Annotated in this window: 18 protein-coding genes and 2 tRNA genes; 13 read left to right on the top strand and 7 right to left on the bottom strand. The window is 68.0% G+C overall.

Features of this window, described 5'->3' with window-relative positions; genetic code table 11:
• The 10 genes from dnaA to DEJ29_RS00050 all read left to right on the top strand — a co-directional run bounded on the left by dnaA (nucleotide 1) and on the right by DEJ29_RS00050 (nucleotide 11,393).
• Nucleotides 1–1,455 (top strand): chromosomal replication initiator protein DnaA, encoded by a 1,455-nt coding sequence (gene dnaA, locus DEJ29_RS00005; protein WP_071404155.1) that lies wholly within the window; start codon nucleotides 1–3, stop codon nucleotides 1,453–1,455.
• A 407-nt stretch (nucleotides 1,456–1,862) separates the two neighbouring features.
• A complete protein-coding gene (gene dnaN, locus DEJ29_RS00010) occupies nucleotides 1,863–3,008 on the top strand; it encodes a DNA polymerase III subunit beta (protein ID WP_111094122.1) in 1,146 nt (381 codons plus the stop codon).
• Between the two features lie 71 nt (nucleotides 3,009–3,079).
• Nucleotides 3,080–3,967 carry a phosphogluconate dehydrogenase (NAD(+)-dependent, decarboxylating) gene (gnd, locus tag DEJ29_RS00015; RefSeq protein ID WP_110863683.1) on the top strand — a complete coding sequence of 296 codons (888 nt, stop codon included), beginning with the start codon at nucleotides 3,080–3,082 and terminating at the stop codon, nucleotides 3,965–3,967.
• A 31-nt stretch (nucleotides 3,968–3,998) separates the two neighbouring features.
• Nucleotides 3,999–5,303, top strand: a complete 1,305-nt coding sequence (gene recF / locus DEJ29_RS00020; protein WP_111094123.1) for a DNA replication/repair protein RecF — start codon at nucleotides 3,999–4,001, stop codon at nucleotides 5,301–5,303.
• Entirely contained in the window at nucleotides 5,303–5,803 is a 501-nt protein-coding gene (locus DEJ29_RS00025; RefSeq protein WP_027466919.1) for a DciA family protein, read from the top strand. Before recF ends, DEJ29_RS00025 begins: the two co-directional genes overlap by 1 nt.
• Before the next feature lie 133 nt (nucleotides 5,804–5,936).
• Nucleotides 5,937–7,940 carry a DNA topoisomerase (ATP-hydrolyzing) subunit B gene (gene gyrB / locus DEJ29_RS00030; RefSeq protein WP_071404134.1) on the top strand — a complete coding sequence of 668 codons (2,004 nt, stop codon included), beginning with the start codon at nucleotides 5,937–5,939 and terminating at the stop codon, nucleotides 7,938–7,940.
• A gap of 114 nt (nucleotides 7,941–8,054) precedes the next feature.
• On the top strand, nucleotides 8,055–10,712 hold the full coding sequence (gene gyrA / locus DEJ29_RS00035) for a DNA gyrase subunit A (RefSeq protein WP_071404135.1): 2,658 nt from the start codon (nucleotides 8,055–8,057) through the stop codon (nucleotides 10,710–10,712).
• The gene (locus DEJ29_RS00040) at nucleotides 10,705–11,112 is read left to right on the top strand and encodes a DUF3566 domain-containing protein (protein WP_027466922.1); all 408 of its coding nucleotides are present in this window, start codon (nucleotides 10,705–10,707) and stop codon (nucleotides 11,110–11,112) included. Before gyrA ends, DEJ29_RS00040 begins: the two co-directional genes overlap by 8 nt.
• Nucleotides 11,113–11,187: 75 nt before the next feature.
• Nucleotides 11,188–11,264, top strand: a tRNA-Ile gene (locus DEJ29_RS00045).
• Nucleotides 11,265–11,320: 56 nt separating this feature from the next.
• Nucleotides 11,321–11,393: transfer RNA gene (locus DEJ29_RS00050), tRNA-Ala, on the top strand.
• A gap of 459 nt (nucleotides 11,394–11,852) precedes the next feature.
• Here DEJ29_RS00050 and DEJ29_RS00055 read toward each other — a convergent pair.
• On the bottom strand, nucleotides 11,853–12,428 hold the full coding sequence (locus tag DEJ29_RS00055) for a hypothetical protein (RefSeq protein ID WP_051597033.1): 576 nt from the start codon (nucleotides 12,426–12,428) through the stop codon (nucleotides 11,853–11,855).
• A 115-nt stretch (nucleotides 12,429–12,543) separates the two neighbouring features.
• On the opposite strand from DEJ29_RS00055, the gene DEJ29_RS00060 reads away from it, so the two are divergent.
• A complete protein-coding gene (locus tag DEJ29_RS00060) occupies nucleotides 12,544–13,083 on the top strand; it encodes a peptidylprolyl isomerase (protein ID WP_027466924.1) in 540 nt (179 codons plus the stop codon).
• 7 nt (nucleotides 13,084–13,090) lie between these two features.
• On the top strand, nucleotides 13,091–13,945 hold the full coding sequence (locus tag DEJ29_RS00065) for a rhomboid family intramembrane serine protease (RefSeq protein ID WP_111094124.1): 855 nt from the start codon (nucleotides 13,091–13,093) through the stop codon (nucleotides 13,943–13,945).
• A 349-nt stretch (nucleotides 13,946–14,294) separates the two neighbouring features.
• Here DEJ29_RS00065 and DEJ29_RS00070 read toward each other — a convergent pair whose 3' ends face one another.
• Nucleotides 14,295–14,549: a cell division protein CrgA gene (locus tag DEJ29_RS00070; RefSeq protein ID WP_071404137.1), complete on the bottom strand. Its 255-nt coding sequence runs from the start codon at nucleotides 14,547–14,549 to the stop codon at nucleotides 14,295–14,297.
• 81 nt (nucleotides 14,550–14,630) lie between these two features.
• Between DEJ29_RS00070 and DEJ29_RS00075 the strand changes: the two genes are divergently transcribed.
• On the top strand, nucleotides 14,631–15,275 hold the full coding sequence (locus DEJ29_RS00075) for an anthranilate synthase component II (RefSeq protein WP_111094125.1): 645 nt from the start codon (nucleotides 14,631–14,633) through the stop codon (nucleotides 15,273–15,275).
• A gap of 272 nt (nucleotides 15,276–15,547) precedes the next feature.
• Here DEJ29_RS00075 and pknB read toward each other — a convergent pair whose 3' ends face one another.
• The 5 genes from pknB to DEJ29_RS00100 all read right to left on the bottom strand — a co-directional run bounded on the left by pknB (nucleotide 15,548) and on the right by DEJ29_RS00100 (nucleotide 23,498).
• Nucleotides 15,548–17,368 carry a Stk1 family PASTA domain-containing Ser/Thr kinase gene (gene pknB, locus DEJ29_RS00080; protein WP_258375877.1) on the bottom strand — a complete coding sequence of 607 codons (1,821 nt, stop codon included), beginning with the start codon at nucleotides 17,366–17,368 and terminating at the stop codon, nucleotides 15,548–15,550.
• 121 nt (nucleotides 17,369–17,489) lie between these two features.
• On the bottom strand, nucleotides 17,490–19,256 hold the full coding sequence (locus tag DEJ29_RS00085) for a serine/threonine-protein kinase (RefSeq protein WP_111094127.1): 1,767 nt from the start codon (nucleotides 19,254–19,256) through the stop codon (nucleotides 17,490–17,492).
• Nucleotides 19,253–20,707 carry a peptidoglycan D,D-transpeptidase FtsI family protein gene (locus DEJ29_RS00090; protein ID WP_110863675.1) on the bottom strand — a complete coding sequence of 485 codons (1,455 nt, stop codon included), beginning with the start codon at nucleotides 20,705–20,707 and terminating at the stop codon, nucleotides 19,253–19,255. The genes DEJ29_RS00085 and DEJ29_RS00090 overlap by 4 nt, the downstream gene beginning before the upstream one ends.
• Nucleotides 20,704–22,149 carry an FtsW/RodA/SpoVE family cell cycle protein gene (locus DEJ29_RS00095; protein WP_071404142.1) on the bottom strand — a complete coding sequence of 482 codons (1,446 nt, stop codon included), beginning with the start codon at nucleotides 22,147–22,149 and terminating at the stop codon, nucleotides 20,704–20,706. The genes DEJ29_RS00090 and DEJ29_RS00095 overlap by 4 nt, the downstream gene beginning before the upstream one ends.
• Entirely contained in the window at nucleotides 22,146–23,498 is a 1,353-nt protein-coding gene (locus tag DEJ29_RS00100; protein WP_071404143.1) for a Stp1/IreP family PP2C-type Ser/Thr phosphatase, read from the bottom strand. Before DEJ29_RS00100 ends, DEJ29_RS00095 begins: the two co-directional genes overlap by 4 nt.
• Between the last annotated feature and the right edge of the window lies 1 nt (nucleotide 23,499).

The raw sequence follows: 23,499 nt of genomic DNA on the forward strand, positions 1-23,499 counted from the left end.
ATGACGATGCCGGCCGACCCCGTCGAGGACCTCTGGTCATCCGTACTCGGACTCCTCGCCGAGGACCCCCGCATCACGCCGCAGCTCCACGGGTTCCTGAACCTGGTCGAGCCGAAGGGCGTGCTCGCCGGCACCCTGTACCTCGAGGTCCCGAACGACCTGACCCGGGGCATGCTCGAACAGCGCATCCGCATCCCGATCACCGAGGCGGTCGGTCGCATCGGTGACGACTCCGTCGCGAACTTCGCCATCACCGTCAACCCGGACATGGCGTCGGAGCCGCGGGTGGACCCGAACGTCCCCGAGTACGCCGAGCCCGTGCAGGAAGCCGTCGAGCAGAGTGCCGCGCCGCGCCAGTACATCGAGGCGCCGTTCGTGCCGAGCCAGATCGACTCTCCCGGCACCAGCGGGCGCCCCGAGTCGCGACTCAACCCGAAGTACAACTTCGACAACTTCGTCATCGGCTCGTCGAACCGGTTCGCACACGCGGCAGCGGTCGCCGTGGCCGAGGCACCGGCCAAGGCCTACAATCCGCTCTTCATCTACGGGGACTCCGGGCTGGGCAAGACCCACCTGCTCCACGCCATCGGGCACTACGCCGAGAGCCTCTACCCGGGGATCCGCGTCCGGTACGTGTCGAGCGAGGAGTTCACCAACGACTTCATCAACTCGATCGCGAACAACCGCTCGAACCAGTTCCAGCAGCGGTACCGGGACATCGACATCCTGCTGATCGACGACATCCAGTTCCTGCAGGGGAAGGACTCCACGCAGGAGGCCTTCTTCCACACGTTCAACACGCTGCACGACCACAACAAGCAGGTCGTCATCACGTCCGACGTCGCGCCGAAGCACCTGACCGGGTTCGAGGACCGGATGCGATCGCGCTTCGAGTGGGGCCTGATCACCGACGTGCAGGCGCCCGAGCTCGAGACGCGCATCGCGATCCTCCGCAAGAAGGCACAGTCCGACCACCTGCAGGTGCCCGACGACATCCTCGAGTTCATGGCGTCGAAGGTGTCGAGCAACATCCGCGAGCTCGAGGGCACCCTGATCCGGGTCACCGCGTTCGCGAGCCTGAACCGGACGGCCGTGGACATGGCCCTGGTGCAGACGGTCCTCAAGGACCTGATCACCCTCGACGAGGACAACGTCGTCGCGCCGACGGACATCATCAACCACACCGCGGAGTACTTCAAGCTCTCCGTCGACGACCTGTACGGGTCGTCCCGCTCCCAGGCGATCGCCACGGCACGACAGATCGCGATGTACCTATGCCGTGAGCTGACGAGCCTGTCCCTGCCCAAGATCGGGCAGCTGTTCGGCAACCGCGACCACACCACCGTGATGTACGCGAACAAGAAGATCACCGAGCTGATGAAGGAGCGTCGGTCGATCTACAACCAGGTCACCGAGCTCACCAGCCGCATCAAGCAGGACCGCCGTTACCGCTGAGATCGGCCCGTTCCCGGCCCCATCCACCATCTGAGACGGTTCCATGGGCCGGACTTCTCACAGTGTGGATAGCCTGTGGATAACTGTGGAGGACACGCCGCCCGGTTGTACACAGGTGGGGGGTCACCTGTGGAGACTGGGGATGGAAGTGGATAGATGAGATTCATTCATCCCGTTAACGCTCACACACCGCTCACAAGTCACAACCGTGTAGTTCCCTACTGCGGAGCGGGATGCACAGGGTTATCCACAGTGTGCACAGGCGTTAACACCATTACTCCTGGTTAACGATCAATCTCTGCGGGACAACCTTGTGGACGGCGGGATGACAAGAAATCCGGCCCCCGTCCGCCTGTGCCAGAATGGGGCGGCCGGACAGTCCAAGCCGATCGACAGGGGTTCCAGCTGTGAAGTTCGAGGTCAACCGGGACGTCTTCTCCGAAGCCGTCTCCTTCGCAGTGAAGCTCCTCCCGCAGCGCACGACCCTCCCGATCCTGTCGGGCGTCCTGATCCACGCAGACGGAGCTCGCCTGACGCTCTCGTCGTTCGACTACGAGGTGTCGGCGCAGACGTCCATCTCGGCCCAGATCGACGAGCCGGGCACGGTCCTGGTCTCCGGTCGACTGCTCAACGACATCGCGAGCCGGCTGCCGAACGCCCCCGTGTCGTTCACCACCGAGGACGCCAAGATCTCCGTCTCCTGCGGATCGGCGCACTTCACGCTGCTGTCCATGCCCGTCGAGGAGTACCCGACGCTGCCGGAGATCGGCCCGCAGACCGGTGTGATCCCCGGCGACGCGTTCTCCGAAGCGGTGTCCCAGGTCGCCGTCGCCGCCAGCCGCGACGACGTCACCCCCGTCATCACGGGCGTGCAGCTCGAGGTCGGCGACAACGACCTCTCCCTCATCGCCACCGACCGCTACCGCGTCGCCGTCCGCACCATCGCGTGGGACTCCGGCCGAGTCGGCTCGGACCCCCTGCACGCACTGGTCCCGGCCCGCACCCTGCAGGAGGTCGGCCGCACGTTCGGTTCGGCGTCCACGGTGTCGGTCTCGATCAGCGGCAACTCCGACCGCGAGCTCATCGCGTTCCACGCCGACGACAAGACCGTGACGTCGTTGCTCATCAAGGGCAACTACCCGCCGGTCCGCCGGCTCTTCCCCGAGACCGTCAACGACCACGCGGTGATCAACACCGCGGAGCTCGTCGAGGCGGTCCGACGGGTCTCCCTCGTCCTGGAGCGCGAAGCGGCGCTCCGGTTCTCCTTCACGGTCGACGGGCTCACGCTCGAGGCGATCGGATCCGAACAAGCGCAGGCGTCAGAGTCGATCAGTGCGTTGTTGACCGGCGAGGAAACGGTGGTCTCGTTGAAGCCCGCCTTCCTCCTGGACGGGCTGAACGCGGTGCACTCCGAGTTCGTCCGCATCTCCTTCACCAAGACGGAGAACCCCAACAAGCCGGGCCCGGTGCTGATCACCGGCCAGACTTCGCAAGAGGCCGCAGCGACCGATGGATACCGGTACCTGCTGCAGCCGAACCTGCTGCTGCGATAGGCGCAACAGGCAACCTGCGCTGGCGCACACCACCGGCAGCATCAGCGCGACGACGAACAGAAGAGGAAATCATGCACATCGGTCTTGTCGGCCTTGGTCGCATGGGCAACAACATGCGTGCCCGTCTCCGCAACGCAGGGATCGAGGTCACCGGGTACGACGCGAACCCCGCCGTCTCGGACGTCGCCGACCTCGGCGCCCTCGCCGCTGCCCTCCCGGAGGGCAAGCGTCTCGTGTGGGTCATGGTCCCGCACGGCAAGATCACCGACGACGTGATCACCGACCTGGCCGGCGTCCTCGGCGAGGGCGACCTGGTCATCGACGGTGGCAACTCGAAGTGGCTGGACGACACCACGCACGCCGAGCAGCTCGCTGCGCGCGGCATCCGCTACATGGACGCCGGCGTCTCCGGTGGCGTCTGGGGCAAGGACAACGGCTACGGCCTCATGGTCGGCGGTGACGCCGCGGACGTCGAGTTCGCGATGCCCGTGTTCGACGCGCTGCGCCCCGAGGGTCCCCGTGAAGAGGGCTTCTCGCACGCCGGCCCGATCGGCGCCGGCCACTACGCGAAGATGGTCCACAACGGCATCGAGTACGCGATCATGCAGGCGTACGGCGAGGGCTACGAGCTCCTCGAAGCCAAGGACCTGATCACCGACGTCCCCGCCGTGTTCGCCGGCTGGCAGCGCGGAACGGTCGTCCGTTCCTGGCTGCTCGACCTGATGGTGCTCGCGCTGAACGAGGACCCGAAGCTCGACGAGCTCGAGGGCTACGTCGAGGACTCGGGCGAGGGCCGCTGGACGCTCGAAGAGGGCATCGAGCTCGCCGTGCCGATGCCGGCGCTCTCGGCGTCGATCTTCGCGCGCTTCGTCTCGCGCCAGGGCAGCGCCTCGCCGACGATGAAGGCCGTCGCGGCGCTCCGCAACCAGTTCGGCGGTCACGCCGTCAAGAAGTCCTAGGACTTCCCGGGGGAACCCGGACTCGGCCCGCGTGCACGTCGACCATCTCCAACTGTCCGACTTCCGGAACTACCGGGAGGCGGACGTCGACCTCGCACGCGGGCCGAACCTGTTCGTCGGGCGCAACGGACAGGGCAAGACCAACCTGGTCGAGGCGATCGGGTACCTCTCCACCCTCGGCTCGCACCGCGTCCCCACCGACGCAGCGCTCGTCCGCCAAGGATGCGACGCCGCGATCGTCCGGGCTCGACTCGCGCACGAGGACCGCAGCATCCTCGCCGAGGTGCAGATCAACCGCACCGGTGCGAACCGTGCGCAGGTGAACCGGTCGGCGATCAAGCCGCGGGAGCTGCCGCGCTACTGCACAAGCGTGCTCTTCGCCCCGGAGGACCTCGCCCTCGTGCGGGGCGAGCCGGCCGGGCGACGCCGGATGCTCGACGAGCTCCTCGGCCAGATCGCACCGCGGATGCAGGGCGTGCTCGCCGACTACGACCGCACGCTCCGCCAGCGGAACACCCTGCTCAAGTCAGCCCGTGCCACCGGCGCGAAGGCGAACGCCCTGTCGACGCTCGACGTCTGGGACGACCGGCTCGTCGGACTCGGCGCCGAGATCGTCGCGGCCCGTGACCACCTGACCCGGCGGCTCGCTCCCTTCGTGGCCGAGGCCTACGCGACCGTCGCCGGCGAGCACCACGACGCCTCGATCACCGGCGTCCTGTCGATCCGCGGTGGCGACCCCGAGTCCGCGGCAGCCACCGACCCCGTGCTCGGGACCCCCGACGAGCCCGTCACGGTCGCGTCGGCGGCCGAGGCCTTCGCGGCCGCGCTCGAGCGTCGTCGCCGGGACGAACTCGACCGCGGGCTCACCCTCGTCGGACCGCACCGGGACGACGTTCTGTTCCAGCTCAACGGGTTACCAGCCCGCGGGTACGCCAGCCACGGCGAATCCTGGTCCTTCGCGCTGGCCATCCAGCTCGCGAGCGCCTCGATCCTGCGCGCCGAGTCGAACCTGGGTGACCCGATCATCATCCTCGACGACGTCTTCGCCGAACTCGACGAATCGCGGCGGGAACGGCTGGCGAACGCCGTCGCCGACTACGAGCAGGTGCTCATCACGGCCGCGGTGTTCAACGACGTGCCCCCGAAGCTGGCGGCGCACACCGTGCGGATCGAGGCGGGCACGATCGTGACCGACGAGGCGGACGCGACTCGGGCCTCCAGTCCGGCGACGGACGCGACGGACGCGACCGACGCGACCGACGCGACGGAGCCGACGGACGCGGACAGCAAGACCGACCCGACCGACACCCCCACCCCCGCCGAAGCCGACGCCTGATGCCGAAGCCCCGCAAGCCCACCGAACCCTCGCAGGTGTACCGCCACCTGCGCGCGGTGTTCGGCGACCCGTCCAAGCGCGGCACCGATGCCCGCCGCCGCCGTGCCCGCGAGTTCGACGCCGACACCGTGCCGTACGGGCGCGGCCGCGAGCCGAAGGGCCTCGCGGACATCGTCGGTTCGCTCGCTCAGGAACTCGGTTGGACCGAACCCCTCGCCCGCTCCGAGCTCTTCGTGGACTGGCCGAGCGTCGTCGGCGAGGAGCTGGCGAAGCACTCCCGACCGGTCACCATCGAGGACGGCGCACTCGTCATCCGGTGCGACTCGACGGCCTGGGCGACCCAGCTCCGACTGATGCGTGCGACGGTCACGACGACCATCGCGGAACGGCACCCCGAAGCCGGGGTCGAGTCGATCAGGGTTTCCGGCCCGGACGCCCCCACGTGGAAACGCGGCCCCAGGACGGTCCAGGGGCGCGGTCCTCGCGACACCTACGGTTGAGGCGACGAAATCGTCCTGGAGTGCCAGAAAAGCCCGTCTGCGGGGCAGATGAGCCCTCGAAAGAGGGGGCTCTGCGGTAGACTGGGAGGTGCAGTGCGCGGGCGTTCCGCGCGCAGGCAGGAGCACGCTCGACATGGCAGCAGAATCTGAAGACGACCGGCAGAACCCGCTCGGCGCGGAGACCCCGCAGAGCGAACCGTCCTACGGCGCAGACCAGATTCAGGTGCTCGAGGGGCTCGAGGCCGTCCGCAAGCGCCCGGGTATGTACATCGGTTCGACCGGCCCCCGCGGCCTGCACCACCTGGTCCAGGAGATCGTCGACAACTCCGTCGACGAAGCCCTCGCCGGGTACTGCGACACCATCGACGTGAGCATCCGTGAAGACGGTGGCGTCCGCGTCGTCGACAACGGCCGTGGTATCCCGGTCGACGTCCACGCGGCCGAGGGGGTCTCGACCCTGCAGGTCGTCCTCACCGTCCTGCACGCCGGCGGCAAGTTCGGCGGTGGCGGCTACGCCGTCTCCGGTGGCCTGCACGGCGTCGGTTCGTCCGTCGTGAACGCGCTGAGCTCCGAGCTCGACGTCGAGGTCCGTCGCCAGGGCCACGTCTGGCGCCAGAGCTACACCGACGGTGTCCCCGTCGCGCCCGTCTCCAAGGACGAAGAGACCGACGAGACCGGCACGACGATCACGTTCTGGCCGAACGCCGAGATCTTCGAGTCCGTCGTCTTCGACTACGAAACCCTGCGCACGCGGTTCCAGCAGATGGCCTTCCTGAACAAGGGCCTGCGGATCAACCTCCGCGACGAGCGCGCCCCGGAAGAAGGGGAAGAGGCCCGCAACGACACCTTCATGTACGAGCGTGGTCTCGCCGACTACGTCGAGTACATCAACGCGCAGAAGAAGGCCGACCTCGTCCACCCGGACGTCATCGGCTTCGAGTCCGAGGACCCGGAGCGCAAGATCGCGCTCGAGGTCGCGATGCAGTGGAACACCTCGTACCAGGAGAGCGTCCACACCTTCGCGAACACGATCAACACGCACGAGGGCGGCACCCACGAAGAGGGCTTCCGTGCCGCGCTCACGACCCTCGTCAACCGCTACGCGCGCGAGACGAAGATCATCAAGGAGAAGGACGACAACCTCACGGGTGACGACATCCGCGAAGGGCTGACGGCCGTCATCTCCGTGAAGCTCGGCGAGCCGCAGTTCGAGGGGCAGACGAAGACCAAGCTCGGCAACACCGAGGCGAAGTCGTTCGTGCAGCGCGTCGTCGGCACCGAGCTGACCCACTGGTTCGAGAGCAACCCGACGCAGGCACGCGACGTCGTCCGCAAGGCGATCCAGGCGTCGCAGGCGCGGCTCGCCGCCCGCAAGGCGCGCGAGACCACCCGCCGCAAGGGGCTGCTCGAGTCGGGCGGCATGCCCGGCAAGCTCAAGGACTGCCAGTCGAAGGACCCGACCGTGTCGGAGATCTTCATGGTCGAGGGCGACTCCGCCGGCGGTTCCGCCGTGCAGGGCCGCAACCCGATGACCCAGGCGATCCTGCCCCTGCGCGGCAAGATCCTGAACGTCGAGAAGGCCCGGCTCGACCGCGCCCTCGCCAACCAGGAGATCCAGTCGATGATCACGGCGTTCGGTGCCGGCATCGGTGAGGACTTCGACCCGGACAAGGCCCGGTACCACAAGATCGTGCTGATGGCCGATGCCGACGTCGACGGCCAGCACATCACCACGCTGCTGCTCACGCTGCTGTTCCGCTACATGCGTCCGCTCATCGAGCACGGCTACGTGTACCTCGCGCAGCCGCCGCTCTACCGCCTGAAGTGGTCGAACTCGGCGCACGAGTACGTGTTCAGCGACCGGGAGCGCGACGCCCTGATGCAGGCCGGCCTCGCAGCCGGCAAGCGGATCCCGAAGGACAACGGGATCCAGCGCTACAAGGGCCTCGGCGAGATGGACTACAAGGAGCTCTGGGACACCACCATGAACCCGGACACCCGCACGCTCCTGCAGGTCACGCTCGAGGACGCCGCTGCGGTCGACAGCACCTTCTCGACCCTGATGGGTGAGGACGTCGACGCACGTCGCCAGTTCATCCAGCAGAACGCCAAGGACGTCCGCTTCCTCGACATCTAACGGCCAGGAGGCGCGGCGTGAGCCGCGTCGACCAGTCCTGACCACCTGTGGTCGCGCCCGGCGCGACCAACGGAACCACAGCCTCCAGGCTGTCCAGAAAGGGAACGAAGCCACATGGCTGACGACAACGAGAACGGCGCCGACGAGCAGCCCGAGATCGTCCACGGCGACAGCGGGGACATCGTCGTCTCCGGTGACCGCATCTCGCAGGTCGACCTGCAGCTCGAGATGCAGCGCTCGTACCTCGACTACGCGATGTCGGTCATCGTCGGTCGTGCCCTGCCGGAGGTCCGCGACGGCCTCAAGCCGGTGCACCGCCGTGTGATCTACGCGATGTTCGACGGCGGCTACCGCCCGGACCGTGCGTTCTCGAAGTGCTCCCGCGTCGTCGGTGACGTCATGGGCCAGTTCCACCCGCACGGTGACTCGGCGATCTACGACGCCCTCGTCCGCCTGGTGCAGCCGTGGTCGCTCCGGTACCCGCTCGCGCTCGGCCAGGGCAACTTCGGTTCGCCGGGCAACGACGGCGCCGCCGCTCCGCGGTACACCGAGACGAAGATGGCGCCGCTCGCGCTCGAGATGGTCCGCGACATCGACGAGGACACCGTCGACTTCCAGGACAACTACGACGGCCGCACCCAGGAGCCGGCGATCCTGCCGGCCCGGTTCCCGAACCTGCTCGTCAACGGCTCGGTCGGCATCGCGGTCGGCATGGCCACGAACATCCCGCCGCACAACCTGCGCGAGGTCGCCGAGGGCGCCAAGTGGGCGCTCGACAACCCCGACGCCACCCGTGAAGAGCTGCTCGCCGCGCTCATGCAGCGCATCAAGGGCCCGGACTTCCCGACGGGTGCACAGGTGCTCGGCACCAAGGGCATCCAGGACGCTTACCGCACCGGCCGTGGTTCGATCACGATGCGTGCTGTCGTCTCGGTGGAGGAGATCCAGGGTCGCACCTGCCTCGTCGTCACCGAGCTGCCGTACCAGGTCAACCCCGACAACCTGGCGATCAAGATCGCGGAGCTGGTCAAGGACGGCAAGCTCGCCGGTGTCGCCGACATCCGTGACGAGACCTCCGGCCGCACCGGGCAGCGCCTGGTCATCGTGCTGAAGCGTGACGCCGTCGCCAAGGTCGTGCTGAACAACCTGTACAAGCACACCCAGCTGCAGGAGAACTTCGGCGCGAACATGCTCGCGATCGTCGACGGGGTGCCCCGCACCCTGCCGCTCGACGGCTTCATCTCGGCGTGGGTCGCCCACCAGGTCGACGTCATCGTCCGCCGCACGCAGTTCCGGCTGCGCGAGGCCGAGAAGCGCGCCCACATCCTGCGTGGCTACCTGGCTGCGCTCGACGCCCTCGACGAGGTCATCGCGCTCATCCGTCGCTCGCCCGACGTCGAAGAGGCCCGCACCGGCCTGATGGACCTGCTGTCCGTTGACGAGATCCAGGCGCGCGCGATCCTCGAGCTGCAGCTCCGTCGTCTCGCCGCCCTCGAGCGTCAGAAGATCCACGACGAGGCCGAAGAGCTCGAGCGCAAGATCGCCGACTTCCAGGACATCCTCGGATCGGAGAGCCGCCAGCGCTCGATCATCCGCGACGAGTTGAGCGAGATCGTCGACCGCTTCGGCGATGACCGCCGTACCGAGATCATGTTCGGCTACGACGGCGACATGTCGATGGAAGACCTGATCCCCGAAGAGGAGATGGTCGTCACCATCACCCGCGGTGGCTACGTCAAGCGCACGCGCAGCGACCAGTACCGCTCGCAGCACCGTGGCGGCCGAGGTGTCCGCGGGGCCCAGCTCCGCGCCGACGACATCGTCGAGCACTTCTTCGTCACGACGACGCACCACTGGCTCCTGTTCCTCACCGACCAGGGCCGGGTCTACCGCGCCAAGGCGTACGAGCTGCAGGAGGCCGGCCGCGACGCGAAGGGCCAGCACGTCGCGAACCTGCTCGCGATGCAGCCCGACGAGCAGATCCAGCAGGTGCTCGACATCCGCGACTACGAGGTGGCGCAGTACCTCGTCCTCGCGACCGAGCACGGTCTGGTCAAGAAGACCGCGCTCACCGAGTACGACACGAACCGCACCGGCGGCATCATCGCGATCAACCTGCGCGACGGCGACAAGCTCCGGCAGGCGCTGCTCGTCGACGAGCACGACGACCTGCTCCTGGTGTCCCGCCAGGGCATGTCGCTCCGGTTCACGGCGACGAACGACACCCTGCGTCCGATGGGTCGCTCGACCTCGGGTGTGAAGGGCATGTCCTTCCGCGACGGCGACTCGCTGCTCGCGGCCCGCGTCGTCTCCGACGACGGCTTCGTCTGGGTGATGACCGAGGGTGGCTACGCCAAGCGCACCGCGGTCGACCAGTACCGGGTGCAGGGCCGTGGTGGTCTGGGCATCAAGGTGGCCAAGTTGGCGCTCGACCGAGGCGATCTTGTGGGCGCTCTCATCGTCGGCGAGGACGACGAGGTGCTCGTCGTGCTGCAATCGGGCAAGGTGGTAAGGTCTGCCGTGGCCGAGGTCCCTGCCAAGGGCCGTGACACGATGGGCGTCGTCTTCGCGAGGTTCGCGGAGAACGACCGGATCATCGCGGTGGCCCGGAACACCGAGCGGAACCTGGACGACCAGGACGACGCCGAGATCGAGCCCGCGGGCCCGGTGGAGACGGTCAGCCCTGCCGAAGCGGCCCCGGATTCCACTGATCCCATCGACACCGAGCCCGTCGCAGACGAGGCCGGAGAGGACCAGTCAAGCAATGAGTAGTGTCGCCGAGAAGCTCCAGAAGAAGGCGAAGCGACCCGTCGGCACCCGCCAGGTGCGGTTGCGACTGGTCTACGTCGACTTCTGGTCGATGGTGAAGCTGAGCTTCCTCATCGCCCTGGCCGGCAGCATCGTGATCGTGGTCGCCACGGCACTGGTGTGGGTCATCCTCAACCAGACGGGTGTGTTCACCCAGGTCGACGCCCTGTTGAAGGACGTCACCGGGCAGAACAGTTACTCGATCATGGACCAGTTCTCGCTGGGCCAGGTCCTCGGGTTCTCCATCGTCGTGGGCATCCTCAACGTGGTCGTCGGCACCGTGCTCGGCGCCATCGTGAGCGTGCTCTACAACCTCAGTGTTCGGATCACGGGCGGTCTGCTCGTGGGCTTCACGAACAACTGACACACCCGGGCCGGATGGGCCCACTGCTCGATTTCGTTCCGGCGGGATCGTACGGTAGGCTTTCATCCGGTCTGAGGGGCTATAGCTCAGGCGGTTAGAGCGCTTCGCTGATAACGAAGAGGTCCAAGGTTCAAGTCCTTGTAGCCCCACCAGTTCTCCGGAACAGCACGACAATCCCATCCTGTCGCCGATCACCTAGGTGGCACTCGGGGCCTTAGCTCAGTTGGTAGAGCGCCTGCTTTGCAAGCAGGATGTCGGGAGTTCGATTCTCCCAGGCTCCACTCGCATCAGCCCCTGGTTGCCGACTCCGTCGTCTTCCCAGGGGCTTCGTTCTGTGCCCATGCGCGCCGCCGCCCCTGCGGCGCGATCGTCGCGGGCGGCTCGGTCGTCGTGCTGGTCTGCGTGCCTTCGGCGACGCGCCGCTCCGCGATGGCTGGGACCTCCACTCGCCGTGCGGCCGGCATCTTCTCGAGTGGTCACGACATGCCGCGTGTGGTTCGCCGAGGTCGCCGGAACTGTCGTCTGCGCGTCCTCCGCACGACAGGTTGCGACCTCTCGGCGGCGTCACCGGGGCGTGTTGCGTGAGCGCATGGCGGACGGGAGGCGCGGGGCCAGGCCGGTACGGGCCTCCAGGTCGGTGGGTGGGTGCGTTCACGGCACGCGGTGCGCCGGTTCAGCGTTTGCCCGGGAACGACGAAGGGCCCCGGCAGCAGCCGGGGCCCTTCGTACGAACCGGGAGGTCAGGCGGCGGGCTTCTCCGCCGTGTCAGCGTCGTCGGCGACCCAGAGGTCGTCGTCGGCGCGGAGCGTCTGGTACGCGGCGTACGCAGCACCGGCGACGGCGACGACGCCGACGATGATGAGTGCGACTCCGCCGAAGCCGAGACCCTTCTTCTGCTGCGACGGGACGTACTTCGCGGCAGCCTTCTTCGCGCTCTTGCTCTTCTTCTGCGCGTTCTTCACGATCTTCTTGACCCGGGGGTCCTTCGCGAGGTCGGTCACGCTCAGCACCGAGCCAGCGGTCGAGACGAGTCCGGGGACCACCTCGGACTGGAACTTGTGCGAAGCGCTCTGCGCTGCCGAGGTGGCAGCGTGCACGCCGGTGGCGAACGCGGGACGGATCCCGTTGTCGATCGCGTTCTGCACGCGGGGTGCGATGTCCTTGCGAGCTGCGTCCGCGGCGTTCGACCGGGCCTCAGCCAGGATCGCGTTCGCGTGCTCGAGGACCTTGCGCTGCTCGCCGAGGAGCGAGGCGGTCTGGCCCTTGAGCTTCTTGATCTGCTTCCGACGCTTTCGCGGGATCTCGATCGTCGTCATCTGGTACCTCCATCGGATCGGCGTGACCCCATCCTGCCACCACACTGCCTGACAGGTCACGGAACCGCAGCTGTGCAATCCGTCCGCGGTCAGGAGTACATGCGAGAATCGGAACATGTCTCTGCACACCGCTGTCGCAACGATCCACACCAACAAGGGCGACATCCGCGTCAACCTGTTCGGCAACCACGCACCGAAGACCGTCAAGAACTTCGTCGACCTCGCCACGGGCCAGCAGGAGTGGACCCACCCCGGCACGGGCAAGGTCTCGACCGACAAGCTCTACGACGGCGTGATCTTCCACCGCATCATCAAGGACTTCATGATCCAGGGCGGCGACCCGCTCGGCCAGGGCATCGGTGGCCCCGGGTACCGCTTCGACGACGAGATCTCCCCGGAGCTCACGTTCCAGAACCCCTACATCTTCGCCATGGCGAACGCCGGCATCCAGGGCGGCCGCGGCACCAACGGCTCGCAGTTCTTCATCACCACGGTGGCGACGCCGTGGTTGCAGGGCAAGCACACCATCTTCGGTGAGGTCGCCGACGACGAGTCCCGTGCGGTCGTCGACGCGATCGAGGGCGTCCCGACCGACGGTCGTGACAAGCCCGTCGAGGACGTCGTCATCCAGAGCATCGACGTCGAAGGCGTCTGACCAGCACGTGACCGACCAGGCGTACAACCCGAACAACACCTGCTACCGGCATCCGGACCGGCAGAGCTTCGTGCTCTGCCAGCGCTGTGGGCGGACGATCTGCCCGGAGTGCCAGACGCCGGCGGCGGTCGGGGTGCACTGCCCGGAGTGCGTGCGTGAACAGCGCGCACAGTTCGCAGCGAACCGCCGAGCGTCCGGAGCCCCCAGTGGGCTCACGGTCGCTCGGCGGCGCTTCGCCATGCTCGACCAGAAGGGCACGACCGTCATCGTGGCGATCACGGTGGCGATCTGGTTGCTCGACCAGGTCAGCGGGCGGTTCTTCACGAGCTTGCTCGCCTACAACTCGCTGCTGCTGCCGACGCAGCCATGGCGTGTTGTGACCTCGCTGTTCGTGCACTCGGGCATCTTCCACATCCTGTTCAACATGTGGGCGCTCTGGATCTTCGGTCGGATGCTCGAGAACATGCTCGGCACCTGGCGGTTCGTGGCGCTGTACTTCATCACGGGGATCTTCGGGTCCATGCTCGTCACCTTCCTCGCGCCGGGGACGACCGTGCTGGGTGCTTCGGGTGCGATCTTCGGGCTGTTCGCCGCGTTCTTCGTGCTGCAGCGCAGCCTGGGGAACAATGCCGTGCAGCTCCTCGTGCTCATGGGACTGAACCTGGTCATCGGGTTCCTGCCCGGCGTCAACATCTCGTGGCAGGCGCACGTCGGCGGGATCATCGGCGGCTTCCTGATGGGGTTCGTCTTCGCACAGACGCGCAACATCCGGAAGCGTCCGCTGCAGATCGCGCTGATCATCGGCGCGGCGGTGCTCGGCATCGCGCTCACCGCTGTGGGGTACGCGGTCACGATCGGCTGACGCGGGCACAACGCTCCCCGAACGCCCCGTCGCACTGCGGCGGGGCGTTCGTCGTTCACAGGGCTGTCCGTGTCCTGCTCGTCCACAGCTGTCCACAGCGCTGCTGCGAGTTATCCACGGGTGTGGAGAAGTCGGTGAGTTACACCAGTGTGATTATCCCCACTGTGGAATCGGTTGTGGATAACTCCGGGGTCGGGATGTGGATGACGGTGTGGAGAATGGGGAAAAGTGTGGAGAACGGTGGGATCCTCGAGGATGTGCGTTCCAGGAGCGCTTGAGCTTGTGGAGAACGACGACGCCCGCCGCACCTTGCGGTGCGACGGGCGTCGGGAGAACAGCGGGCTGAGGGTCAGCGCCAGCGGGTGGTCATGAGGAAGCCGACGAACATGATGCCGAAGCCGACGACGATGTTCCACGAGCCGAGGCTCGGAACCGGCAGCGTGGCGTTCGAGATGTAGAAGACGATCACCCACACCAGACCGATGAGCATGAAGCCGAACATGACCGGCTTGAACCACACCGGGTTCGGGGCGTCCCCCGCGGTGTCGACCGAGTCAGCTCGGGTCGTCCGGGCGGGCTTGGTGCGGTCCTTGTCCTTGGCCATGGCCGGTATCCTACCGTGACCACGTGTGTGGATCGGCCCGCGGACCGCCGCACACATCCCCCACGAGTACGGTGAACCGCCATGACCAGGATCCTCGTCGTCGACAACTACGACAGCTTCGTCTACACGCTCAACGGGTACGTGCAGCAGCTCGGCGCCGAGACCGACGTCGTGCGCAACGATGCCTTCCCCGAGTCCGAGATTGCCGACCGCATCGCGGAGTACGACGGCGTGCTCCTGTCGCCCGGTCCGGGAACACCGGCGGCTGCCGGCGTCTCGATCGCCACGGTGCACGCGGCCATCGCCGCCGAGACCCCGCTGCTCGGCGTCTGCCTGGGACACCAGGCCATCGCGGAGGCGCTCGGCGCCACGGTCACGCACGCCGAGGAGCTCATGCACGGCAAGACCTCCGAGGTCGACCACGACGACAGCGCGCTCTTCGCAGGTGTCCCGCACCCCTTCACGGCTACGCGGTACCACTCGCTCGCGATCGTCGACGGCACCGTCCCCGACGAACTCACCGTGACCGCGCGCACCGAGGGCGGGGTCATCATGGGTGTCCAGCACCGGGCGCACCCCGTGTTCGGCGTGCAGTTCCACCCGGAGTCGGTCCTGACGGAGGGCGGGTACCGCATGGTCGGCAACTGGCTCGAGACCACCGGGCTGTCCGGCGCAGCTGAGCGCGCCGCCGACCTCGGGCCGCTCATCGCGACGCACCGCGCCTGACGAGCGTCCCATGGCGGCAGACGCCGTCGTGTCACCGAGACGCCGCCGGATCCGGCGGCGTCTCGTGCGTTTGGGGGCGTCTTGCTGACACGACGGCGTCTCCCGGGCACTGGATCGCACCGTCTGCGTGACGTGCGGTCGGTTGCGGGCGGGCACCGTGCCTCCAGGCCGTCAGGAGCGGAGGCGACGAGCAAACGTGCCTGTGGGCACGGAGGGCGGACGGGAGGCCCGTCACCCGTCCGTCAGGACGGTCGCGTCACGAGACGGTCGGCTCAGCGGCCGTCGTCACCCTGGTCGTCGCCGCGATCGTTCTTCCCGCTGTCGCCGCTGTCGTTGTTGTTGCTCGACGAGGGTGCCTTCGGCGGCGCCGCAGCTCGTGCGCAGTAGGTGAGCGTGACAGCGCTGCCCTGGGCGACGTCTCCGGCAGGGGTGTCCTGCTGGGTCACGAGTCCGCCGGTGCACGAGTAGGACGGCGCCGGGTTCACGGTGAGCCCGAGCTGCTCGACGGTGGCCTTCGCCGCCGAGTACTGCTGCTGCGTGACGTCGGGCAGCTGCACCTTGCCGTTGGAGATCGTGAGGTTGATCACGATGCCCTTGGTGTGCAGGGAACCCGACTCGGGGTCGGAGCTCAGCACCGTGCCCTCGGGGACGTCGGCCGAGTAGTCGCTCGAGATCGCTCCGAGACGGAATCCGGCGTCGTCGAGGGACTGTTGCGCAGCCGCTTGCGATTGCCCGTTGAGCTCGGGCACGGGGACGCGTTCCGGACCGAGGGAGACCACGACGTTGACGTTCTGGTTGCGCCCGACGTTCACCCCGGAGCCCGGGTCCGTCCGGATGACCGTGCCCTTGTCGACGCTGTCGGAGTTCTCCTCGACCTTGACGGGCTTGAGGTCCTTCTTGTCGAGGGCGCTGGCCGCGGCGCTGTAGGTCGACCCCGCCACGTTGGGCACGCTGACCGAGGACGACACCGGCGGCTTGCCCGGCTGCAGGTTCGCGACGAAGAACACCACGGCGACGATGACCGCGACGGTGAGCAGGATCCCGACCCAGATCCACGCGACCGGAGGTCGGTTCTGGGTGCGCTGGGGTCGGTGCTCGGCGGTGTCGTCGTCGAGTTCACGGAACGCCGATGCGGCGTTGGTCGTCGTGCGGGGGTCGACGCCGAAGAGCACGGTCGAGGCGTCGTTCGCCGCGTTCTGCTGCTGCTTCTTCGTGGACGCGGGCACCCGGCCGGCTGCGGCCTGCTGCAGGTCCGAGCGGAACTCGGCCGCGTTCTGGAACCGGCGCGTGCGGTCCTTGACCAGGGCGTGGAGGGTCACTGCGTCGAGGGCCGGTGACACGTCGGGCGAGATCGTCGACGGTGCGACCGGCTGCTCGCTGACGTGCTGGTAGGCGACCGCCACCGGGGTGTCCCCGAGGAACGGTGCGCGACCGGTGAGGAGCTCGAAGAGCACGACGCCGGTGGAGTAGAGGTCGGTGCGGGCGTCGACGGTCTCGCCGCGGGCCTGCTCCGGTGAGAAGTACGAGGCGGTTCCGAGGATCGACGTGGTCTGCGCGACCGTCGCCGAGGTGTCGGTGATGGCCCGGGCGATGCCGAAGTCCATGACCTTGACCTGGCCGGTGTGGGTGACCATGACGTTGGCGGGCTTGATGTCGCGGTGGACCACGCCCGCACGGTGCGAGTACTCGAGCGCGGTGAGGATGCCCTCGGTGATGCGCACGGCTTCGTCCGGGGCGACGGCGCCCTCGGCGATGATGTCGGAGAGCGGACGGCCCTCGACGTACTCCATGACGATGAAGGGGACCTGCACCTCGGCGCCCGACGGCTCGGAAACCGTCTCTTCGCCGGCGTCGTACACGCGGACGACGGTGGGGTGGGCCATGCGTGCAGCGGCCTGGGCTTCCTGCCGGAACCGCGTGCGGAAGGCCGGGTCGTTGGCGAGGCTCGGCTTGAGGAGCTTCACCGCGACCTTGCGGCCGAGGCGGGTGTCGTTGCCGAGGTGCACGGTCGCCATGCCGCCCCGACCGATGACGTCACCGATCTCGTAGCGATTGGCGAGGAGCGTGATCCCCGCGGTCACACCTTCTGGCACGTACTCCTCCGTCTGTTCGTCCGGGCTAGTGTACGGCAGCACCACCTGGTGAGACGCTGGTCGGGGATGGGTCGACCGAACCGTTACCGAACGGTGTCGACAGTCCCCTTCCGGGGGTCGTTCACAGGTCGTCTTGCGGGGTCTCGGTGGGGTTGATCCCGTCGTCCGGGTTCGTCGTCTCCTGGTCCGTGGGCTCGGTCCACTCGACCTGGGCGCCCGGCGAGGACTCCGAGACCACCGAGGAATCGGACTGCGGCGACTTGCAGGTCACCTTGTACGACAGGGTCACCTTGCCGTACTGGGCGCCGGCGACGGTCACCGCGGTACCGGAGGTGGAGCCGGAGCTGCTGCCGTTCGAGGGGACGGTGCCGTTGTCGATCGTGTACGTGTAGCTGACGTCCGAGTACCCGGCGGGGCAGCTCGTGTACGCGGGCCAGCTGAAGGTCACACGACCGGACTCGCTGACGGTCCCGCCGGTGGCACGCTCGGGCGCCGCTGCGGTCAGCACGTCGCCGAACGCCTTGACGGTGACGAGGGTCCCGGGGGCCAGACTGCCCTCGGGACTGAGCGACTCGACGGTGCCGACCTGGTCGGACGACGTCGCGTTCGACCCGGCGACGACCTCGGCCTGCAGGCCCCGGGCGCGGAGCTGGTTCGCGACCTGCTCGGCGTCCTGCCCCTGGTAGTCCGCCGCCGACACCGTGACGCGGGTCTCGGTCGGTTCGGGGGACGGGGTCTGCGTGGGCGTACGGGTCGCCTTCGGCGTGCTCGAGGACTTCGTGGGCTCGGGTTCCGGGGCGTTGTTCGCGTTCAGGGCGTACGCGGCGCCGGCGGCGATGGCGAGCACGACGATGATGCCGACGACCCACCAGATCCAGGCGCGCTTCTTCTTCGGTTCCTCGGGCTCGTCGGAGACGGGGGAGCGGGGGGTGCCCGGTCCGCCGGCCATCGCTCCGGCCTGGGTGCCGAGGAGTGCGGTCGCGGCGTCGTTCCCCTGGCCCTGCGGCGGGTTGAACGCGACGGTGCCGTTCTGCGCGATCGCGGGGACGGCCACGGTGGCCGCGGCGACGTCACCACGACGCAGCGCCTGTGCGGCGCGGGCGAGGTTCGCGGCCGTCGCGGGACGGTCTGCCGGCTTCTTCGCGATGCACGAGATGACCAGGGCCGAGACCGGCTCGGGGATGTCCCCGGGCAGCGGCGGCGGCTGCTCGTTGATGTGCGCCATCGCGATCGCGACCTGCGACTCACCGGTGAACGGACGACGACCCGCCAGGGCCTCGTACGCGACGATGCCGAGCGAGTAGATGTCGGTCGACGGCGATGCGGGGTGGCCGCTCGCCTGCTCGGGCGACAGGTACTGCACCGTGCCCATCACCTGACCGGTCGCGGTGAGCGGGACCTGGTCGGCGATGCGCGCGATGCCGAAGTCGGTGATCTTGACGCGGCCGTCGGGCGTGATGAGCAGGTTGCCGGGCTTGATGTCGCGGTGCACCAGGCCGACCGCGTGTGCGGCCTGCAGGGCGTTCGCGGTCTGCGCGACGATGTCGAGCACCTTGTCGACCGGGAGCGTGTGCTCGCGCTCGATCATGGTCGACAGGGCCTCGCCGGGGACGAGCTCCATCACGAGGTAGGCGCTGCCGTCCTCCTCGCCGTAGTCGAAGACGTTGGCGATGCCCTCGTGGTTGACGAGGGCGGCGTGCCGGGCCTCGGCGCGGAAGCGCTCGAGGAAGCCGGGGTCACCGAGGTACTCGTCCTTGAGGATCTTGAGTGCGACGGTTCGGCCGATGACGAGGTCGGTCGCCTGCCACACCTCGCCCATGCCGCCGATGGCGACCCGGGAGGAGAGCTGGTACCGCCCACCGAAGGTGAGTCCGCTGGTGGGTCTCATTTGTTCAGCACCGCCTCCATGACTTTCTTCGCGACCGGGGCCGCGACCGTGTTGCCGACTCCGGACTGCCCGAGCCCGCCGCCATTGCCGACGACGACCGCGACGGCCACCTCCGGGTCCTTGGCGGGGGCGAACCCCGTGAACCAGAGCGTGTAGGGATCGCCGGTGCCACCTTCGGCCGTGCCGGTCTTGCCGGCGACGTCGACACCGTCGATCTTGGCATTGGTACCGGTCCCCGCGCTCACGACGCTCTGCATGGCCTCGGTGAGGTCAGCGGACTCGGAGGACGACAGCGGATCACTGTACTGCTTCGGGGAGAAGGACTCGACCGTCTTCAGGTCGCTCGTGGTGATCGAGTCGACGAGTGAGGGCTGCATGACCTTGCCGCCGTTCGCGATGCCGGCCGACACCATCGCCATCTGCAGCGGGGAGACCCGGACGCTCGCCTGGCCGAAGGCGCTCAGCATGAGCTGGGCCGTCGAGTCGACGTCGGGGTACTGGCTGGCGGTCGCCGCCATCGGGATCTCGATCGCGTCGCCGAAGCCGTACTTGTCGGCCATGCTCTTGATCGCGTCGTACCCGAGCTTCTGGCCGAGTTCGGCGAAGGGGATGTTGCACGAGTACTGGATCGCCGTGCGGAGCTTGACCTTGTCGCCGCCGCCGCAGGTGCCGCCCTCGGCGTTGTTGATGTACGAGCTCGTGCCCGGCAGCTGCAGTCGCGACGGGTTCGGGAACGTGGAGTCGAGGTTGTACTTGCCGCCCTCGAGTGCCGCCGAGGCCACCACGAGCTTGAACACCGATCCGGGGGTGTACAGGTCGCCGCCGATGGCACGGTTCTGCAGCGGAGCGGTGTCGGCCCCGAGCAGCGCGTCGTACTGCCGCTTGACCTCGGCCGTGTCGTGCGAGGTGAGCGAGTTCGGGTCGTAGCTCGGCTTCGACACCATCGCGAGGATCTTGCCGGTCTTCGGCTGGATCGCGACGACGGCGCCGCTGTTGGTGCCGAGCGCGTCGTACGCGGCCTGCTGCACGTCCGGGTCGATGGTCAGGTTGACGTTGTCGCCCTGGACGTCCTGGCCTGTGAGGATCGAGTTGAGGTTCTGGAAGAACGAGGCGTCCGAGTTGCCCGAGAGCACGGTGTTCTCCGCGCTCTCGATGCCGGTGTTGCCCTGCCCGATCGTGAAGTACCCGGTGACCGCGGAGTACAGGTCACCGTTCGTGTACTTGCGCTGGTACTGGTACTGGTCGTCCACCGGGGTCGACTCGGCGATCGGGCTGCCGTCGACGAGGATCGCGCCACGCTTGGTGGAGTAACTGTCCAAGATGGTTCGGGAGTTCCGGGAGTCGGCGCGCAACGAGTCGGCCGCGAAGAACTGGATCGACGTCGTCGACACGAAGAGTGCGACGAACATGAGCACGATGACGGTCGAGACACCGCGGAGCTGTCGGTTCATCGACGACGCTCCTTCCTGGTCGCGCGCGCAGACCGCCCGCTCGCGGCGGGGATCGCGCCCTGCTGGACGCGTTGTTCGGCTGGGATGGAATCGGTGAGTCGCAGCAGCATCGCGGCGATGATCCAGTTGGCGATGAGCGAGGAACCACCGGCGGCCATAAACGGCGTGGTCAGACCGGTCACCGGGATGATCCGGGTGATGCCACCGACGACGACGAACACCTGCAGGGCGATGATGAAGCCGAAGCCGACACCGAGCAGCTTGCCGAAGTCGTCCTGCGCCATGAACCCGACGCGGATGCCACGCGAGGCGAACACGATGAAGAGGGCGAGGATCGCGAAGACGCCGATCAGGCCGAGCTCTTCACCGAGCGACGCGACGATGTAGTCGGCGTTGGCGACCGGCGTGATGTACGGCCGGCCCTGCCCGAGCCCGGTGCCGGTGATGCCGCCGTTCGCGAAGCCGAACAGGCCCTGCACCAGCTGGTAGCTCGCCTGGGTGTCGCGGCTGAAGACCTCTTGGTTGAACGGGTCGAGCCACTGTTCGAAGCGACCGCGGACGTACTCCAGGACGCTCTGTGCGACGAGGGCTCCACCGATGAACAGCGTGAGACCGATCGCGACCCAGCTGATGCGTGCCGTGGCGACGTAGATCATCACCAGGAACAGGCCGAAGTAGAGCAGGGCGGTGCCGAGGTCGCGCTGGAACACGAGGACGGCCATCGCAGCGCCCCACATGACCAGGATCGGGCCGAGGTCACGGGCACGCGGGAACGTCATGCCGAGGAACTTCTTGCCGACGATCGACAGCGAGTCGCGGGCGGTGACGAGGTACCCGGCGAAGAACAGCGCCATGGTGATCTTCGCGAGCTCACCGGGCTGGAACGAGAACGGGCCGATCTTGATCCAGACCCGCGCGCCACCGATGTTCGTGCCGATGCCCGGCAGCATCGGCAGGAGCAGCAGGACGATCGTGAGCGCCATGAAGATGTACCGGTACCGCTGCAGGAACCGGTGGTTGCGGACGGCGACGAGCGTGATGATCGCCAGGACCATCGCGAGCATCGTCCAGACGATCTGCTTCACGCCGATGGCGTCCCAGCCGGACAGGCCGTTGTGGACGTCGATGCGGTAGATCTCCGCGATGCCGATGCCGTTCAGGACGAGCGCGATCGGCAGGATGAACGGGTCGGCGTTCTTCGCCACGACCCGCAGCACCACGTGCATGACCAGCGCGAGGCCGAGGATGCCGCCGCCGACCCAGAGCACCGACTGGTCGAACAGCCGGCCCTTGGTGCCGAGCTGCACGAGCACCATCGCACCCGCGCAGATGCCGCACGCGATGACGAGCAGGAAGAGCTCGAGGTTCCGCGCGCGGGCGGGCTCCCGGAGCTTGATCGTGATCGCCTGGGTGAAGGACTGGGCGGCCGTGGCGTTGCTCATCGCGGGCTCCGGGTGGGGCTCGGCGACGGCGATCGGGTCGGCGAGGGCGACGGGGACGAGCTGGCGTCGCCGTCCCCACCGGTGCCGGCCTGGTCCTCACCGGTCGCGGCGGCCTTGCGCAGGCGCTCGACGATGTCACGGGCGTCGGAGAGTGACTGCGCGTTGATCGTCGAGCGGACGTTCTCGCGGGTGTAGTCCGGCAGCGACGAGACCGTGATGTCGCTGTCCTCGTACACGTCCGACAGCGCCAACGGCCCGATCGACTGCTGCACGCCCTTGTAGATCGCGACGGTGCCCCGGTCGGTGCCGACGTAGTAGTGGTCCTGCGTGATCCGCCAGCCGACGAACACCGCGCCGACGAGCACGGCGACCGCGACCACGAGCGCGACGGTCCAGGACACCCGACGGCGGATGCGGCGTCGGCGGTCCTCGGCGATGAGCTCGGCGAAGAACTGGTCGGACTCGGGCTCGAAGTGCGAGTCCTCGGGCGCGGTGGTGACCTTGAGCGGGTGCAGCAGGATCGTGGGGAGGCGGATCGGCTTGCGGCCGGTCGACGCCTCGAAGGTGAGCGGTGCCGCGGCGGAGCCGACCGTGGTGGCCGCGTCGTCGTCGTCCTCGGGTTCGGTGTCCGTGACGTCCATCACCACGACGGTGACGTTGTCGGGGGCGCCGTGGTCGAGCGTCTCCTTCACCAGGCGCTGCGTGACCTGGTTGGCGTCCATGTTCGACGCCAGGGCGTGGCGGATGCGCTCTTCGGCCAGGTACGAGGACAGGCCGTCGGAGCAGAGCAGCCAGCGGTCGCCCGGCTGGATGTCCATGATCGCCGTGTCGACCTCAGGTGCTGCGTCGACGTCGCCGAGCACGCGCATCAGCACGGAGCGACGCGGGTGGACCGCGGCTTCCTCCGGCGTGATCCGGCCGCTGTCGACCAGCCGCTGGACGAAGGTGTGGTCCGACGTGATCTGCTGCAGCTCGCCGTCGCGGTGACGGTAGATGCGGGAGTCGCCGATGTGCGCGATCGCGATCTGCTCGCCGACGCGGATCATCGCGGACACCGTGGTGCCCATGCCGGTGAGTTCCTGGTGCTCGAACACGGTCTCGGTGATCAGCTGGTTCGCCGCGATGAGCGCCGACTGCAGCGCGAACTCGGCGTCGTGCGCCGACGGGAACTCGCGGTCGACCTCGCGGATGCGTCGGATCGCGATCGCCGAGGCGACGTCACCGCCGGCGTGGCCGCCCATGCCGTCCGCCACCGCGAACAGGTGCGCCCCGGCGTAGCCGGAGTCCTGGTTGTTCGCGCGGATGCGCCCCACGTGGGACACAGCGGCGCTCAGCGTGCGAGCGGTCATG

It is taken from the genome of Curtobacterium sp. MCPF17_021, assembly GCF_003234605.2.
In the GTDB taxonomy this organism is placed as follows: Bacteria; Actinomycetota; Actinomycetes; order Actinomycetales; family Microbacteriaceae; genus Curtobacterium; species Curtobacterium flaccumfaciens.

Bases quoted from the DNA above. Each gene is read 5' to 3' on its own strand.
- DEJ29_RS00055 (WP_051597033.1), bottom strand. From the start codon at position 12,428: ATGACGACGATCGAGATCCCGCGAAAGCGTCGGAAGCAGATCAAGAAG.
- DEJ29_RS00075 (WP_111094125.1), top strand. From the start codon at position 14,631: ATGACCAGGATCCTCGTCGTCGACAACTACGACAGCTTCGTCTACACG.
- DEJ29_RS00060 (WP_027466924.1), top strand. From the start codon at position 12,544: ATGTCTCTGCACACCGCTGTCGCAACGATCCACACCAACAAGGGCGAC.
- gyrA (WP_071404135.1), top strand. From the start codon at position 8,055: ATGGCTGACGACAACGAGAACGGCGCCGACGAGCAGCCCGAGATCGTC.
- DEJ29_RS00025 (WP_027466919.1), top strand. From the start codon at position 5,303: ATGCCGAAGCCCCGCAAGCCCACCGAACCCTCGCAGGTGTACCGCCAC.
- DEJ29_RS00040 (WP_027466922.1), top strand. From the start codon at position 10,705: ATGAGTAGTGTCGCCGAGAAGCTCCAGAAGAAGGCGAAGCGACCCGTC.
- dnaA (WP_071404155.1), top strand. From the start codon at position 1: ATGACGATGCCGGCCGACCCCGTCGAGGACCTCTGGTCATCCGTACTC.
- DEJ29_RS00090 (WP_110863675.1), bottom strand. From the start codon at position 20,707: ATGAACCGACAGCTCCGCGGTGTCTCGACCGTCATCGTGCTCATGTTC.
- gnd (WP_110863683.1), top strand. From the start codon at position 3,080: ATGCACATCGGTCTTGTCGGCCTTGGTCGCATGGGCAACAACATGCGT.
- DEJ29_RS00095 (WP_071404142.1), bottom strand. From the start codon at position 22,149: ATGAGCAACGCCACGGCCGCCCAGTCCTTCACCCAGGCGATCACGATC.
- DEJ29_RS00100 (WP_071404143.1), bottom strand. From the start codon at position 23,498: ATGACCGCTCGCACGCTGAGCGCCGCTGTGTCCCACGTGGGGCGCATC.
- DEJ29_RS00085 (WP_111094127.1), bottom strand. From the start codon at position 19,256: ATGAGACCCACCAGCGGACTCACCTTCGGTGGGCGGTACCAGCTCTCC.
- gyrB (WP_071404134.1), top strand. From the start codon at position 5,937: ATGGCAGCAGAATCTGAAGACGACCGGCAGAACCCGCTCGGCGCGGAG.
- DEJ29_RS00070 (WP_071404137.1), bottom strand. From the start codon at position 14,549: ATGGCCAAGGACAAGGACCGCACCAAGCCCGCCCGGACGACCCGAGCT.